Origin of the sequence: Streptomyces nidicola, assembly GCF_050106155.1 — a bacterium.
Classification (GTDB): domain Bacteria; phylum Actinomycetota; class Actinomycetes; order Streptomycetales; family Streptomycetaceae; genus Streptomyces.
Window position 1 is genome coordinate 7,975,699 of record NZ_JBNBPI010000001.1, and the last position, 14,982, is coordinate 7,990,680.

Here is a 14,982-nt window from a genome sequence, read left to right on the forward strand (position 1 = left end):
CCACGGCGAAGAGCAGCAGGAGGCGACTGTCATGACCGACACCAACGGGACCAGGGACACGCTGGACGGTGCGGTGATCGCGGTCGCCGGAGCCGCCGGACCGGCCGGCAAGGCCACCCTCAAGCGGCTCGCCGAGGCGGGCGCCACGGTGATCGGGGCCGACGCGGACGCGGAGCGCCTGGTGGCGGCCGTCGACGAGGCGCGCTACGCGCACGGCGGCGCCACCGTCATCGGCGACAACGTCGACCTGCTCGACCTGCACGCCACCCGCGACTGGGCGGGACGCATCGAGAAGGACTTCGGCCGCGTGGACGGCCTCGTGCACCTGGTGGGCGGCTGGCGCGGCGGCGCGACCTTCGCCGACACCGACCTCGCCGACTGGGACCTGCTCGAAAAGCTCCTGATCCGCACGGTGCAGCACACGTCCCTCGCGTTCTACGAGGGCCTGTCCCGCAGCGACCGCGGCCGCTACCTGCTGATCAGCGCGGCGGGCGCCTCCAAGCCGACCGCGGGCAACGCCGCGTACGCCGCGTCCAAGGCCGCCGCCGAGGCGTGGACGCTCGCGCTCGGCGACTCCTTCCGCAAGGCGGGGGGCGAGGCGGGACCGCAGCAGGCGGCTGCGATCCTGGTGGTCAAGGCGCTGGTGCACGACGCGATGCGCGCCGAACGCCCCAACGCGAAGTTCGCGGGCTTCACGGACGTCACGGAGCTGGCCGAGGCCATCACCGGTGTCTGGGAGCGGCCCGCCGCCGAACTGAACGGGACCCGTCTGTGGCTGACCGAGAAGCCGTGAACCCTCCGAAGACCGATGCCCGCCGGCATCACGACCCCGCCACGCAGGGGTTCGCCAGTGACAACTACGCGGGAGGCCATCCCGAGGTGATGGCGGCGCTCGCCCTCGCCAACGGCGGGCACCAGGTCGCGTACGGCGGGGACGAGTACACGGACCATCTCCAGACGATCATCCGCAGCCACTTCGGCCCGACCGCCGAGGCGTTCCCGGTGTTCAACGGCACGGGCGCCAACGTCGTCGCGCTCCAGGCGGTCACCGACCGCTGGGGCGCGGTGATCTGCGCCGAGTCCGCGCACATCCACGTGGACGAGGGCGGCGCCCCCGAGCGGATGGGCGGCCTGAAGCTGCTCACCGTGCCGACCCCGGACGGCAAGCTCACCCCCGAGCTGATCGACCGGCAGGCGTACGGCTGGGACGACGAGCACCGGGCGATGCCGCAGGTCGTTTCGATCACCCAGTCCACCGAGCTCGGCACGCTCTACACGCCGGACGAGATCCGCGCGATCTGCGAGCACGCCCACGAGCGCGGCATGACGGTGCACCTCGACGGCTCCCGGATATCCAACGCGGCCGCGTCCCTCGACGTCCCGATGCGGACGTTCACGAACGCGGTCGGCGTCGACATCCTGTCGCTCGGCGGCACCAAGAACGGCGCGCTGTTCGGCGAGGCCGTGGTCGTCCTCAACCAGGACCGGGTGCGCCACATGAAGCACCTGCGCAAGCTGTCCATGCAGCTGGCCTCCAAGATGCGCTTCATCTCGGTGCAGTTGGAGGCGCTGTTCGCCAAGGACCTGTGGCTGCGCAACGCCCGGCACGCGAACGAGATGGCCCAGCGCCTCGCCGAGGGCGCCCGCGCCGTCGACGGCGTCGAGATCCTCTACCCGGTGCAGGCCAACGGCGTGTTCGCCCGCCTCCCGCACGACGTCTCCGAGCGCCTGATGAAGAAGTACCGCTTCTACTTCTGGGACGAGGCGGCCGGTGACGTGCGCTGGATGTGCGCCTTCGACACGCGCGAGGAGGACATCGACTCCTTCGTGGCGGCCCTCAAGGAGGAGATGGCCCGGTAGTCACCCCGCCACCGAATCCGCATAGGTATGCGGTCGACCGTAATTCTATTGACGAACGGTTGGCTGCATTCCTATGCTCGCGTGCCATGCAGCTGATCCAGCAGAACCCCGATCTGTCCGCGTACTTGGCGGCCGACGACGTCATCGACCATCATCATCCGCTCGTACGGGCGACCGCGGCGCGCCTCGCGCGCGACGTCCCCGATTCATATGCATACGCTCGGGCCGCCTACGAATTCGTACGGGACACCATCCCGCACTCCGCCGACAGCGGGGACCCGCGCGTCACCTGGCGGGCGTCGGACGTCCTGGAGAAGGGCACCGGAATCTGCCACGCGAAGGCGCACGCGCTGGCGGCGCTGCTGCGGGCCGAGGACATCCCGACCGCGCTCTGCTACCAGCGGCTGACGCACGACGCGGGCACGGGCTGGTGCGTCCACGGCCTCGTGGCCGTAAGGCTGCGCGGTGCGTGGCACCGGCAGGACTGCCGGGGGAACAAGCCGGGCGTCGACGCCCAATTCTCCCTCGACGGGGAGCGGTTGGCGTGGATACCGGACGTCGAGGCCGGGGAAGCGGACTATCCGGCGCTCCACGACGCGCCGAACCCGGCGGTGCTCGACGCGCTGCGCGGCGCGCCGGACCGTCCGTATCTGTGGGAGCGCCTTCCGGACGCGCTCCCGGCGTGACTCAGCCGGCCTCGGCGGCCTTGACCTCTTCCGGGGTCGGGGCGGTGCCGCCCAGGTGCGCCGGCATCCACCACGTGTCGTCCGGCCCCTTGGGACGCACCGGGTAGGCGCGCTGCGCGGCCTCCAGCAGCTCCTGCATGCGCGTGCGCAGGCGGCGCGTGATCGCTCCCGCGTACTGGTCGCTCGGCGCCTCCATGGCCTCGCCGACACGGACCGTGATCGGGATGTGCTGCCGCTTGAAGTTCTTCGGGCGGCCCTTGGTCCACAGCCGCTGCGTGCCCCACAGCGCCATCGGGACCAGCGGAACGCCGGCCTCCTGGGCCAGGCGCACGGCGCCCGTCTTGAAGCTCTTGAGCGTGAACGACTCCGAGATCGTCGCCTCCGGGAAGACGCCGATGATTTCGCCCGAGCGCAGCGACCGCAGCGCGTGCTGGTAGGCGTGCTCACCCTGGGAACGGTCCACCGGGATGTGCTTCATGCCGCGCATCAGCGGGCCGGAGATCTTGTGCCGGAAGACCGACTCCTTGGCCATGAAGCGGACGAGACGCTTCTGCGGCAGGGCCGCCAGGCCGTCGAAGATGAAGTCCAGGTAGCTGATGTGGTTGCTGACCAGGACTGCTCCACCGGTACGCGGAATGTTTTCCGAGCCCTTGAGGTCGATCTTCAGGTCGAGCGCCTTGAACATCGTGCGGGCGGCGCCGATGACCGGAGGGTAGACGAGCTCTGCCATGGAGGGGGTTGGCCCTTCAGTAAGTTACGCGGCCGTAGGTTTTCCGGCTTGCGCAGATCGTGCCCCATCAACGGCCGGGTGACCAGTCCTGGTTCCGGCGTCGTACGAGATCCTTGTCACGTGCCGGGAATACGCGAACGGCCGGAAATCGCTGCACACAAAGCAGCGGAATGGAGGAGGAGCAGGGTGACGGTCGGTGAACAGACGTGGGACGCCGCGCAGTTGGGTGAGGAGCTGGGGGAGCGGGCGACGCTCGTGCAGTTCTCCAGCGCGTTCTGCGCCCCCTGCCGGGCCACCCGCCGGGTCCTCGACGAGGTCGCCGCGATGGTGCCCGGCGTCTCCCACGTGGAGATCGACGCCGAGGCCCGCCTCGACCTCGTACGCGATGTGGGCGTCCTCAAGACGCCGACCGTGCTCGTCCTGGACGCGCGCGGCCGCGAGGTGCGCCGGGCGGCGGGACAGCCGCGCAAGGCGGACGTGATCGCGGCGCTGGGCGAAGCGGTCTGACGTGCCGGTGGTCGCCGCGCGTGAGGGGCGGTGGGCGCCGCGTGACGCATCTCCCAGATGACGGAACGCACTTGACTGCACGCGCCACGTATCGTCAGGGTGACCGTATGCCTTCGGAACTCCTTCTCGTCGAGCGGGTCCATGTCGACCTGGCTCGCTGTTCGAGTGCCCGCTGTCCGCGTGTCTGACGCAGCCACGGACCCTTGCTCGAACCCTCCTGCCAGAAGGACAACTCCATGACGGCCACGCCCGACCTGCGCACCGCCCAGGCAGCGACCCCCGACCTGTTCCGCTCCGTCTTCCGACAGCACGCGGCAGGCGTCGCGGTGGTCACCGCGCCCGGTGCGGCCCCTGTCGGCTTCACCGCCACCTCCCTCACCTCGGTCTCCGCGAGGCCCCCCGTGGTCTCGTTCGGCATCGGCCTCGGCTCGTCGAGCTGGCCCACCGTCGCCAAGGCCGAGCACGTCGGCGTGCACATACTCGGCGAGCACCAGGCCGACCTCGCCGCGACGTTCGCGAAAAGCGGCGCCGACCGCTTCGGTGAGCCCACCCGCTGGTTCGAGGGGCCCCAGGGCGTGCCGATCCTCGACGGCGTGCTCGCCTGGCTCGTCTGCAAGGTCATCGCGCGGGTGCCCGCGGGGGACCACCAGATCGTGCTCGCGGAGGCGCTCTGCGGCGACCCGGCGGGCGCCGGCCGTCCGCTGCTGTACCACCAGGGCCGCTTCAACGCGCTGCGCGACTGAAAGTTCCTGTGCGGCGCGGTTACACAGCGTTGGCAAGGTCACAGTTCAAAGCGCTTGCTTAGTGGGCATAAGCTGGGTGTACTGGCGAGTAACCTTTTGTTCGGAGCGCGGGCCGCCCCGACCGGAAGAGTCCGCACAAGGCGCATATGCTGCCTGCGAGAAGGCGTTTTCAGCCGCAGCAGTACAGCAAAGGCGTGGCCAGTACAGCTGGTAGCAAGACAGCCGCCCAGATAAAGACGATTGCAGTAGGAGAGCCGGCGTGAGCTTGAGGATCGTTGTCACCGTGAAGTACGTGCCGGACGCCACGGGCGACCGGGGTTTCGCCGATGACCTGACCTTGGACCGTGACGATGTCGATGGTCTGCTCTCGGAGCTCGACGAGTACGCGGTGGAGCAGGCGCTGCAGATCTCGGAGAACTCCGACGACGACGTGGAGATCACCGTCCTGACGGTGGGTCCCGAGGACGCCAAGGACGCGCTGCGCAAGGCGCTGTCGATGGGTGCGGACAAGGCGATCCACGTGGAGGACGACGACCTGCACGGCACGGACGCGATCGGCACCTCGCTGGTGCTGGCCAAGGCGATCGAGAAGGCCGGCTACGACCTGGTGGTCTCCGGCATGGCCTCCACGGACGGCACCGCGGGCATCGTGCCCGCGCTGGTCGCCGAGCGCCTGGGTGTGCCGCAGGTGACGCTCCTGTCGGAGGTCGCGGTCGAGGGCGGCAAGGTGACCGGGCGTCGTGACGGTGACACCGCTTCCGAGCAGCTGGAGGCCTCGCTTCCGGCCGTGGTGTCGGTGACGGACCAGTCGGGTGAGGCGCGCTACCCCTCGTTCAAGGGGATCATGGCGGCGAAGAAGAAGCCGGTCGAGGCCTGGGACCTGTCGGACCTGGACCTCGAGGCCGAGCAGGTGGGTCTGGAGGGTGCCTGGACGAAGGTCGCGTCCGCCGATGAGCGTCCGGCGCGGACCGCGGGCACGATCGTCAAGGACGAGGGCGAGGGCGGCAAGCAGCTCGCCGAGTTCCTCGCGGGCCAGAAGTTCATCTGAGCTTCAGCCATCACCACCCATCGCCCAAGTTCTTTGTGATTGCAGGAGATTGAAGTCCCATGGCTGAAGTTCTGGTCTTTGTCGACCACGTGGACGGTGCCGTCCGCAAGCCCACCCTGGAGCTGCTGACGCTCGCGCGCCGCATCGGCGACCCGGTCGCCGTCGCGCTCGGTAACGGCGCCGCCGACACGCAGGCCGCGCTCGCCGAGCACGGCGCGGTCAAGGTCCTCACCCACGAGGCCGCCGAGTACGCCGACTACCTGGTCGTGCCGAAGGTGGACGCGCTGCAGGCCGCCTACGACGCCGTTTCCCCGGCCGCGGTGCTGGTGCCGTCCTCCGCGGAGGGCAAGGAGATCGCCGCGCGTCTGGCGCTGCGGATCGGGTCGGGCATCATCACCGACGCCGTCGACCTGGAGGCCGGCGACGGCGCCCCGGTGGCCACGCAGTCGGTGTTCGCCGCCTCGTACACCACCAAGTCGACGGTGTCGAAGGGCACGCCGGTCATCACCGTCAAGCCCAACTCCGCCGCCGTCGAGCCGGCCCCGGCCGCCGGCACGGTCGAGGCGCTGACCGTGTCGTTCTCGGAGCAGGCCACCGGCACGAAGGTGACCTCGCGCACGCCGCGTGAGTCGACCGGGCGTCCGGACCTGACGGAGGCCGCGATCGTGGTCTCCGGTGGCCGTGGTGTCAACGGTGCCGAGAACTTCTCGGTCATCGAGGCGCTCGCCGACTCCCTCGGCGCGGCCGTGGGTGCCTCGCGCGCCGCGGTGGACGCGGGCTGGTACCCGCACTCCAACCAGGTCGGCCAGACCGGCAAGAGTGTCTCCCCGCAGCTGTACATCGCGTCCGGTATCTCGGGTGCGATCCAGCACCGTGCCGGTATGCAGACCTCGAAGACGATCGTCGCGATCAACAAGGACGCGGAGGCGCCGATCTTCGACCTCGTCGACTACGGCGTCGTCGGCGACCTCTTCGACGTCGTCCCCGCCCTCACCGAAGAGGTCAAGACCCGCAAGGGCTGAGACAGTTCCGACGTCGACGGGGCCGCGTGGTGTTCGCACCGCGCGGCCCCGTCCGCGTGACGGGACGGTGCGGGGGCGACGAAAAAGACCCATTGACGCCGATCACGCCGACGGTTAACTTCGCTATACGGATTGTTGATTCCGTGAAGTGGAAACATCGAGCATACGGAGAGTGCACGAATGGGTCAGCAGGAGAAGGTGTCGACGAGCCTCGCGGGCGCGGTCAGCGAGAGCATCAGCGCCTCACTCGCCCCGGTCGACGCGGAGCTCGCCCGCCGCTACCCGGGAGACCCCGGCACCCGTCAGCCCGTCCACACGGTCTACGTCCCCGGTGACGCGTTCAACGCCGACACCATCCGTACCTGGGGCGACAAGGCGCTCGCGCAGCTCGACGAGCACGCCCCGGACGCCGCCTCCTTCGCCGCCGTCCTCGGCCTGGGCGAGGAGCTCGCCGAGCCGGTCTACACCCGCGTACGCGCGAAGCTGGAGCGCGAGCCGGTGGAGGACCTGCGGGTCGACTTCGAGGACGGCTACCGGCCCGCCTCCGACGCCGACGAGGACGAGACCGCCGCGCGCGCCGCCCGCGTCATCGCCGAGGCGTACGCGAACGGCACGGCCGCCCCGTACATGGGCATCCGCATGAAGTGCATGGAGGAGGCGGTCCGCGACCGCGCCATCCGCACGCTCGACATCTTCCTCACCGGCCTCATGGAGCACGGCGGCCTCCCCGAGGGCCTCGTGCTCACGCTGCCCAAGGTGACGTACCCGGAGCAGGTCACCGCCATGGTGCGGATCCTGGAGGCGTTCGAGAAGCAGCACGGTCTCGAGGCCGGCCGGATCGGCTTCGAGATCCAGATCGAGACCAGCCAGTCCATCCTCGGCGGCGACGGCACCGCCACGGTGGCCCGCATGATCGAGGCCGCGGAGGGCCGCGCGACCGGCCTGCACTACGGCACCTTCGACTACAGCGCCTGCCTCGGCGTCTCCGCCGCGTACCAGGCCAGCGACCACCCGGCCGCCGACTACGCGAAGGCGGTCATGCAGGTCGCCGCCGCCGGTACCGGGGTCCGCGTCTCGGACGGCTCGACGAACGTGCTGCCCGTCGGCTCCACCGCCAAGGTCCACGACGCCTGGCGCCTGCACTTCGGCCTCACCCGGCGCGCCCTGGCCCGCGCCTACTACCAGGGCTGGGACATGCACCCGGGCCACATTCCGACGCGCTACGCCGCCGTCTTCGCCTTCTACCGCGAGGGCTTCGAGGCCGCGGCCGCGCGCCTGTCCGCCTACGCCAACCAGGCCGAGGGCGACATCGCCGACGAGCCCGCCACCGCGAAGGCACTCGCCGGCTACCTGCTGCGCGGCCTCGACTGCGGCGCCCTCGACGTCGCCGAGGTCGCCCGCCGCTCCGGCCTCACGCGCGCCGACCTGGAGGGCTACTCGGCCCCGCGCCGCGGCGACCTGACGGCCACGGCGGAGTAGGACCCACAGTTCGTCGCTGCCCTTCCCCGGGGACGGCCGGGGGAGGGCAGCGGTGCGTCCGGCCCGCGACTGACGGCGTACGCCGTGTGCATCGAGGACGGGCGCGTGGAGGACGCGGAGGACCCCGTGGACGCGGCGGAGCGCCGCGTGCCCGCATCGCCCCGCTGCACAACGCCGGCGTCTTCTACGCGGTCCGGATCACCGGCGGAACGCTGCGGCCCGAGCCGGGCGGGAACACGGCCGAGCCGGTGCCGGTGGGCGGCCTGATCGAGCACTGAGCCCACCGCCCCCGGCCCCCACCCGCTCAGTCGGCGGGCGGCAGTTCGCCCGAGCCGCGCTGGATGAGGCGCGTCGTCAGCTCTATCCGCTCGGGCGGCAGCGCCGCCCCGTCCAGCTGCAGGAAGAGACGGTCCGCCGCCGTGCGGCCCAGCTGCGCCGCGTCCTGCGACACCACCGTCACGCCCGGCTTCAGTAGATCGCCCAGCTCGATGTCGTCGAAGCCGACCAGAGCCACGGGGCGTTCGCGTTCGGACAGGACCCGGACGGCCGTGACCGTCACACGGTTGTTGCCCGAGAAGATCGCCGTGACCGGATCGGGGCCCGTGAGCATGTCCTCGGCCGCCCGCCGCACCCGCTCGGGTTCCGTGACACCGAGCGACACCCACCGGTCGTCGACGGCGAGCCCGGCGTCCTCCATGGCCGCCCGGTACCCGCGCACACGCTCGATCGCCGTGTGGATGCGGGGCTGGTCGCCGATGAAGCCGATCCGGCGGTGGCCCTGGGCGATGAGGTGGGCGACACCGTCGCGCGCGCCACCGAAGTTGTCGGACAGCACCACGTCCGCGTCGATCTTCCCGGCGGGCCGGTCCACGAAGACGGTGGCGACGCCGGCCGCGATCTCCGGCGCCAGGTACTGGTGGTCGGTGCCCGCGGGGATCACCACGAGCCCGTCCACGCGCCGCGCGCACAGCGCGAGCACCAACTCCTGCTCCCGCTCCGGGTCCTCGGCGCTCGACCCGTTGATCAGCAGCGCCCCGTGCGCCCGCGCGACCTCCTCGACGGCGCGGCTGAGCGGCCCGTAGAACGGGTCGGCCAGATCCTCCAGGACGAGTCCGATGCTCGCCGTACGTCCCTTGCGCAGGACGCGCGCGCTGTCGTTGCGCCGGAAGCCGAGCGCGGCGATCGCCTCCTGTACGCGGCGCTCGGTGTCCTCGGTGACACCCGGCTCCGCGTTGACGACGCGGGAGACCGTCTTCAGGCCGACCCCGGCCCGCGCGGCGACGTCCTTCATCGTCGGTCGGTTGCCGTAGCGGTTCTCGGTGCGGCGGGCGGTACGGTCCACTGTGCGCTGTCCTGTCCTGTCGTCCCGGCGTGTGGCGTCGAGCATAGGGCCTGGACAACGTTGTCAGATGCGGGAGACACTGTCCATCACTGATCGGTTGCCCACTCGCAGCCGCCCATCCGACCTGCCTTTCCGGGGGAACAGACACTGATGCACATGGACCTCGTCGCCGCGCTCGACATCGGCGGCACCAAGATCGCCGGTGCCCTTGTGGACGACCGGGGCCACCTCCTCCTGCGAGCGCAGCGGCCGACCCTCGCGCAGGAGGACGGCGAGACGGTGATGGGCGCGGTGGCGGAGGTCCTCGGCGAGCTGACCGCCTCCGCCCTGTGGCCCCGGGTGCGCGCCGTGGGCATCGGCAGCGCCGGCCCCGTGGACCGCTCGCGGGGCACGGTCAGTCCGGTCAACGTGCCGGGCTGGCGCGGATTCCCGTTGGTCGACCGGGTTCGCGCGGTGACGGGCGAGCTGCCCGTCGAGCTGATCGGCGACGGCGTGGCGATCACGGCCGCCGAGCACTGGCAGGGCGCGGCCCAGGGCCACGACAACGCGCTGTGCATGGTCGTGTCGACCGGGGTCGGCGGCGGCCTGATCCTGGGCGGCGAACTGCACCCCGGCCCGACGGGCAACGCCGGGCACATCGGCCACATCAGCGTCGACCTCGACGGCGACCCCTGCCCCTGCGGCGCGCGCGGCTGCGTAGAGCGCATCGCCAGCGGCCCCAACATCGCCCGCCGCGCCCTCGCCGAGGGCTGGCAGCCGGGGTCCGACGGCGACGCCACCGCCGCCGCGGTGGCCCGTGCGGCCCGCGCCGGGGACGCGGTGGCGATCGCCTCCTTCGAGCGCGCGGCGCAGGCGCTCGCGGCGGGTATCGCGGCGACGGCGACGCTCGTGGAGATCGACATAGCGGTGATCGGCGGTGGCGTGGCGAAGGCCGGCGACGTGCTGTTCACGCCCCTGCGCCGCGCGCTGCGCGACTACGCCACGCTCTCCTTCGTGCAGGGCCTCACGGTGGCCCCGGCGTCGACGGGTACGGACGCCGGTCTCGTGGGCGCGGCGGCAGCGGCGCTGCGTGTGGGGCCGGGCGTGAACGGGGTGCGCAGGCAGGCGGTTTGAGGCACCGGTGGGCACGCCCTCGTTATGGGGTGAGTCCGACCTCGCCCCGTACGGAAGGACTCGCCACGTCCTCGTCCACTATCCGGGCAGCTGTCGGTCCCTGCGCACCGCCTCGCCCACCGTCCAGGCCGGCGCCAGCAGCCCGGTCAGGCCGCCCAGGGAAATGAGGCGGAGGGTGAGGCGGTGGCGGCAGACCACGGTGACGCGGCCGTCGTGCTCGCGGGCCCTTTCCGCGGCGAGCTCCAGGAGTCTGAGGCCGGAGCAGTCGAAGAACGTGGTGCCGGTCAGGTCGACGACCACCACGCGGTAGGGCCTGGCTGCCACCGAGTTGAGGAGCGGCGAGATCTGAAGGAACGTCAGAATGTCGATCTCGCCGGTCAGTTCGACCACTGCACAGTCCCCGACGATGCGCAGCCGGGGTGCGGGGACACCGTCCTCTGGTGCAGATGTGATGTCGATGGCGCCGAACGCGCCGAAAGCGCAGTCCTGTTGCCCGCTCTGTAGCATCTGGCCCCCCGGGTCACGAGCCCGACCGGGTCCGAAGGCGGTACCGGGCGGGCGGAACGAGGTCACCGGGGTCCAGGGTGCCTGGTCGATCACGCTAGTCGGAGGGTTCCCTCGCTGCGGCGGCGTAACGATTCATGAGCGGCCCACGTCACTTGATGGGGTGAATAACTCCGAAATCGCTTGACGTTAAGGGGTGTTCCGCTAGAGACGCTACCCGTGTGTTCCGTGCACACCCCGTGTGAACTCCGCACCGTCACCGGACGTGCACACACGGTGTCGCACTCCGTCGGGGCGCGCTTGACTGGCTCGAAGAAAACGCGGGAGGTCATGATCAGGGCCGGTCGTCGACCGTCGGGCAGCGGTGGGCGTCATCCGGCCGACGGGTCTCCCGTTTGCGGCTCCGGGGCTCCCCCCGATACCCGGAGTCGTGCGGGCGGTGTCATGGCGTGCGACCGCCTGGTACACAGGGCCCGCCTGCCGTGACTTCCCTGGGCGGTGGGCGGGCTCGCCGTACGAGGACCCTGGAGTCTGCCTTCGAACTCCCCGGCGAGGTCGCTGGCGTATACATCGATCCCCTCATCAGCGGCTGGTTTCCGTGACAGGGTGTTGCGGGCAAGCCACAGGGGGCCGATGGATGAGGGGGAGCCGTGATCGTCTGGATCAACGGGGCGTCCCGCGCGGGGAAGACCACCGCGGCGCGGGAGTTGATCGACCTGATCCCCGACAGCACACTCTTCGACCCCGAGGTGATCGACGGCGAGCTGGAGCGGCTGCTGCCCGCGAAGCGTCTCGCCGAGGTGAGCGACCATCAGGACCTGCCGATCTGGCGGCGCCTCGTCGTCGACACCGCCGCGGCGCTCCTCGCCGAGCTGGGCGGCGTGCTCGTGGTGCCGATGGGGCTGCTCCGCGAGGAGTACCGCGACGAGGTCTTCGGTGGGCTCGCGGCCCGGCGGATTCCTGTGTGTCATGTGCTCCTTGCTCCTGGGGAAACGATCCTGCGCGCCCGTGACCCCGCCGGAGAGGCCCCCGCCGACATCGAGCCGTACCGGGCCGCGCTCGCCGGCTGGCTCACCGCCGACGCCTACCCCGTCGACAACGGCGCCCTGTCCCCGTACGAGACCGCCGTCCGGATCGCTGCCGCGCTGCGCACCGGGGACGCGCCGTCCTGCGACATCGTGCAGACGCCCGAGCCCACCGCGGAGACGGTCGCCGCGGGTGTGCTGCTCTTCGACGACGAGGACCGGGTGCTGCTCGTCGACCCCACGTACAAGCCGGGCTGGGAGTTCCCCGGCGGCGTCGTCGAGGCGGGCGAGGCACCCGCGCGCGCGGGCGTGCGCGAGGTGGCGGAGGAGACGGGGATCCAACTCGACGACGTACCAAGGCTGTTGGTCGTCGACTGGGAGGCGCCAGCGCCGCCCGGCTACGGCGGGCTGCGGCTCCTCTTCGACGGCGGCCGGCTCACGGGCGCGCGTGCACGCGAAGTGCTGTTGCCGGGCCCCGAGTTGCGCGCGTGGCGCTTCGTCACGGAGAGCGAGGCGGCCGCGCTGCTGCCGCCCGTACGGTTCGAGCGGCTGCGCTGGGCCCTCAGGGCGCGCGAGCGCGGCGCCGCCCACTACTTGGAGGCCGGGGTCCCGGTGGGGTGAGCGCGCGCCGCCGCCGCCCGCAGCGCCGAGCCCGCCCCGCCCACCACTGGATCGCCGTGCCCGAAGCAGGCCACCTCGCTGTCGAGTTCGGCGAGCCGCCGGTAGGAGGCGATCGCCTCCTCCTTGTCCAGGTTGAACACGCCGAGCATCACCTGCCCGTCCAGCGGTGACGCCGCGATCGCGTCGCCGGTGAACAGCACTCCGTGCCGGGGGAGATGGATCGCGATCGACCCCTCGGTGTGTCCCGGCGCCGCGACGACGTGCGCGCCGTCACCAAAGTCGAGCACGTCACCGTCGTCCAACTCCCTTACGTAGTAAGGGAGCACAGGGGCGGCCGAAGGCGGCGGGAGCTGGGCCAAGGCCTGGGCGTGCAGAGGCCGTTCCCAGTCCTCGTGGACCGGCTCGGGCCCCGTCGCCTCGCCGCGCACATACGGGGCGTCGAGCCGGTGCACGGACACCTCGGCACCGCTGAGGCGCGCGAACTCCCCGGCCCCGCCCGCATGGTCCTCGTGGAAGTGCGTGAGCACGATCCGCCGTACGTCGCCGGGCTCGTGCCCCCACGCGCGTACGGCGTCGGCGATAGGGTCCGCGGCGCCGGCCGCGCCAGCGTCGATGAGCGTCAACCCGTCCGCGTCGCGCCAAAGACAGGCCTGGCCGACGGCGAACCGCAGCAGCCGGAGCCGGGGTGTGACGTCGATGACCTCGGTGATCGGGTACGTGTCCGCGGTGTCCATGCCGCGACCGTACGAGCCCCGTGCCCCGAGCCGCGTACGACTTGGCTCAGGGCAGAGACGGGAGTGTTCGGGGTCAGTTGGCGGCCGCGTACTTCTGGAGGAACAGGGCCTCCGCCACCGAGAGGCGCTCCAGCTCTTCCGGGGACACCGACTCGTTGACCGCGTGGATCTGGGCCTCCGGCTCGCTCAGGCCGATGAGCAGGATCTCCGCCTCCGGGTAGAGCGAGGCGAGCGTGTTGCACAGCGGGATCGAGCCGCCCTGACCCGCGTACTGCATCTCCTGGCCGTCGTAGGCCTGCGCCATGGCGTCGGCCATCGCCGCGTACGCGGGGCTCGCGGTGTTCGCGCGGAACGGCTGGCCCTGGCCGACCTGTTCGACCGCGACCCGGGCGCCCCACGGGGTGTGCGCCTCGATGTGCGCCATGAGCAGCTTCGTGGCCTCCGAGGCGTCGGCGCCCGGCGGGACGCGCAGGCTGATCAGCGCGCGGGCGCCCGCCTGCACGGACGGCGTCGCGCCGACGACCGGCGGGCTGTCGATGCCGAGGACGGTGACGGCGGGGCGCGCCCAGATGCGGTCGGCGACCGTGCCGGAGCCGATCAGGCCGACCCCGTCGAGCACCTTCGCGTCCTTGCGGAACGCGTCCTCGTCGTACTGCAGGCCGTCCCAGGACTCGGCGGAGTCCAGTCCGTCGATGGTCGTCGAGCCGTCCTCGGCGCGCAGCGAGTCCAGGACGCGGACCAGGGCGGCGAGCGCGTCAGGGGCGGCGCCGCCGAACTGGCCGGAGTGCAGGTTGCCTTCGAGGGTGTCGACCTGGACGCGGACCAGCGTCATGCCGCGCAGCGTCGCCGTCGCGGTCGGCAGGCCGACACGGAAGTTGCCCGCGTCACCGATGACGATCGTGTCGGCGGTGAGCAGCTCGGGGTGCTGCTCGGCGTAGCGCTCCAAGCCGCCCGTGCCCTGCTCCTCGGAACCCTCCGCGATCACCTTGACGTTGACCGGCACCCCGCCGTTCGCCTTCAGCGCGCGGATCGCCAGCAGGTGCAGCAGCACGCCGCCCTTGCAGTCGGCCGAGCCGCGCCCGTACCAGCGGCCGTCCTCGCGCTCCGTCAGCTCGAACGGGGGCGTCACCCACGCCGCCTCGTCCAGCGTCGGCTGTACGTCGTAGTGCGCGTACAGCAGCACCGTGGGAGCGCCCGCGGGGCCGGGCAGGAATCCGTACACCGACTGCGTGCCGTCCGGGGTGTCGAGCAGTGCGACGTCCTGGAAACCCTCGGCGCGCAGTGCGTCGGCGACCCAGTTGGCGGCGCCCTCGCTCTCGCTCTTCGGGTATTGCTCGAAGTCCGCCACCGACTTGAAAGCGACCAGTTCGGTCAGCTCCGTCTTGGCCCTCGGCATGAGCGAGGCGACGGTCTCGGCGATCGGATGCGGCGACATGGGCACGCTCCTCGTAGGTGCGACGTTGTGCAGGGTGTGCGGAAGATCCTCCCATAGAGGGCCGACGCACTGCCCGCCGTAGGATGCCTGGGACAGGTGCGGCAGGCATTCCAAGATGGCCGAAACGGGAGCA

At 71.3% G+C, this 14,982-nt stretch carries 16 protein-coding genes; 11 read left to right on the top strand and 5 right to left on the bottom strand.

Annotated features, from left to right (window positions below):
• Positions 1 to 31: 31 nt before the first annotated feature.
• From ACOKM3_RS35990 to ACOKM3_RS36000, 3 genes are all read left to right on the top strand, one after another.
• Positions 32 to 793, top strand: a complete 762-nt coding sequence (locus ACOKM3_RS35990; RefSeq protein ID WP_327664762.1) for an SDR family NAD(P)-dependent oxidoreductase — start codon at positions 32 to 34, stop codon at positions 791 to 793.
• A complete protein-coding gene (locus ACOKM3_RS35995; protein ID WP_426905433.1) occupies positions 790 to 1,860 on the top strand; it encodes a threonine aldolase family protein in 1,071 nt (356 codons plus the stop codon). Before ACOKM3_RS35990 ends, ACOKM3_RS35995 begins: the two co-directional genes overlap by 4 nt.
• Positions 1,861 to 1,946: 86 nt before the next feature.
• A complete protein-coding gene (locus tag ACOKM3_RS36000) occupies positions 1,947 to 2,546 on the top strand; it encodes a transglutaminase domain-containing protein (RefSeq protein WP_426905434.1) in 600 nt (199 codons plus the stop codon).
• 1 nt (position 2,547) lies between these two features.
• On the opposite strand, the gene ACOKM3_RS36005 is transcribed toward ACOKM3_RS36000, so the two are convergent.
• Positions 2,548 to 3,276 (bottom strand): lysophospholipid acyltransferase family protein, encoded by a 729-nt coding sequence (locus tag ACOKM3_RS36005; protein ID WP_426905435.1) that lies wholly within the window; start codon positions 3,274 to 3,276, stop codon positions 2,548 to 2,550.
• Between the two features lie 186 nt (positions 3,277 to 3,462).
• Here ACOKM3_RS36005 and ACOKM3_RS36010 point away from each other — a divergent pair, with 186 nt between their 5' ends.
• The 6 genes from ACOKM3_RS36010 (at position 3,463) to ACOKM3_RS36035 (ending at position 8,353) form a co-directional block, all read left to right on the top strand.
• Entirely contained in the window at positions 3,463 to 3,783 is a 321-nt protein-coding gene (locus ACOKM3_RS36010) for a TlpA family protein disulfide reductase (protein WP_426905436.1), read from the top strand.
• A gap of 236 nt (positions 3,784 to 4,019) precedes the next feature.
• Complete coding sequence (locus tag ACOKM3_RS36015; RefSeq protein ID WP_426905437.1) at positions 4,020 to 4,526, top strand: flavin reductase family protein; 507 nt, start codon at positions 4,020 to 4,022, stop codon at positions 4,524 to 4,526.
• Between the two features lie 259 nt (positions 4,527 to 4,785).
• Complete coding sequence (locus tag ACOKM3_RS36020; protein WP_426905438.1) at positions 4,786 to 5,574, top strand: electron transfer flavoprotein subunit beta/FixA family protein; 789 nt, start codon at positions 4,786 to 4,788, stop codon at positions 5,572 to 5,574.
• 59 nt (positions 5,575 to 5,633) lie between these two features.
• Entirely contained in the window at positions 5,634 to 6,596 is a 963-nt protein-coding gene (locus tag ACOKM3_RS36025; RefSeq protein WP_426905439.1) for an electron transfer flavoprotein subunit alpha/FixB family protein, read from the top strand.
• Positions 6,597 to 6,776: 180 nt separating this feature from the next.
• Positions 6,777 to 8,075, top strand: coding sequence for a DUF6986 family protein (locus tag ACOKM3_RS36030; protein WP_426905440.1), 1,299 nt, complete (start codon positions 6,777 to 6,779; stop codon positions 8,073 to 8,075).
• Positions 8,076 to 8,161: 86 nt separating this feature from the next.
• Entirely contained in the window at positions 8,162 to 8,353 is a 192-nt protein-coding gene (locus ACOKM3_RS36035; protein WP_426905441.1) for a hypothetical protein, read from the top strand.
• 26 nt (positions 8,354 to 8,379) lie between these two features.
• On the opposite strand, the gene ACOKM3_RS36040 is transcribed toward ACOKM3_RS36035, so the two are convergent.
• The gene (locus tag ACOKM3_RS36040) at positions 8,380 to 9,462 is read right to left on the bottom strand and encodes a LacI family DNA-binding transcriptional regulator (RefSeq protein ID WP_426905442.1); all 1,083 of its coding nucleotides are present in this window, start codon (positions 9,460 to 9,462) and stop codon (positions 8,380 to 8,382) included.
• Positions 9,463 to 9,567: 105 nt separating this feature from the next.
• Between ACOKM3_RS36040 and ACOKM3_RS36045 the strand changes: the two genes are divergently transcribed.
• The gene (locus ACOKM3_RS36045; RefSeq protein WP_426905443.1) at positions 9,568 to 10,530 is read left to right on the top strand and encodes an ROK family protein; all 963 of its coding nucleotides are present in this window, start codon (positions 9,568 to 9,570) and stop codon (positions 10,528 to 10,530) included.
• Positions 10,531 to 10,608: 78 nt separating this feature from the next.
• On the opposite strand, the gene ACOKM3_RS36050 is transcribed toward ACOKM3_RS36045, so the two are convergent.
• Positions 10,609 to 11,037, bottom strand: a complete 429-nt coding sequence (locus ACOKM3_RS36050; protein WP_426905444.1) for an STAS domain-containing protein — start codon at positions 11,035 to 11,037, stop codon at positions 10,609 to 10,611.
• A 647-nt stretch (positions 11,038 to 11,684) separates the two neighbouring features.
• Between ACOKM3_RS36050 and ACOKM3_RS36055 the strand changes: the two genes are divergently transcribed.
• Positions 11,685 to 12,680 carry an NUDIX domain-containing protein gene (locus tag ACOKM3_RS36055; protein WP_426905445.1) on the top strand — a complete coding sequence of 332 codons (996 nt, stop codon included), beginning with the start codon at positions 11,685 to 11,687 and terminating at the stop codon, positions 12,678 to 12,680.
• Here the strand turns inward: ACOKM3_RS36055 and ACOKM3_RS36060 are convergent.
• Together ACOKM3_RS36060 and ACOKM3_RS36065 are read right to left on the bottom strand one after the other, a co-directional pair.
• Complete coding sequence (locus tag ACOKM3_RS36060; RefSeq protein ID WP_426905446.1) at positions 12,650 to 13,414, bottom strand: MBL fold metallo-hydrolase; 765 nt, start codon at positions 13,412 to 13,414, stop codon at positions 12,650 to 12,652. The genes ACOKM3_RS36055 and ACOKM3_RS36060 overlap by 31 nt on opposite strands.
• Positions 13,415 to 13,487: 73 nt before the next feature.
• Positions 13,488 to 14,849, bottom strand: coding sequence for a dipeptidase (locus tag ACOKM3_RS36065; RefSeq protein WP_426905447.1), 1,362 nt, complete (start codon positions 14,847 to 14,849; stop codon positions 13,488 to 13,490).
• Positions 14,850 to 14,982: the final 133 nt, after the last annotated feature.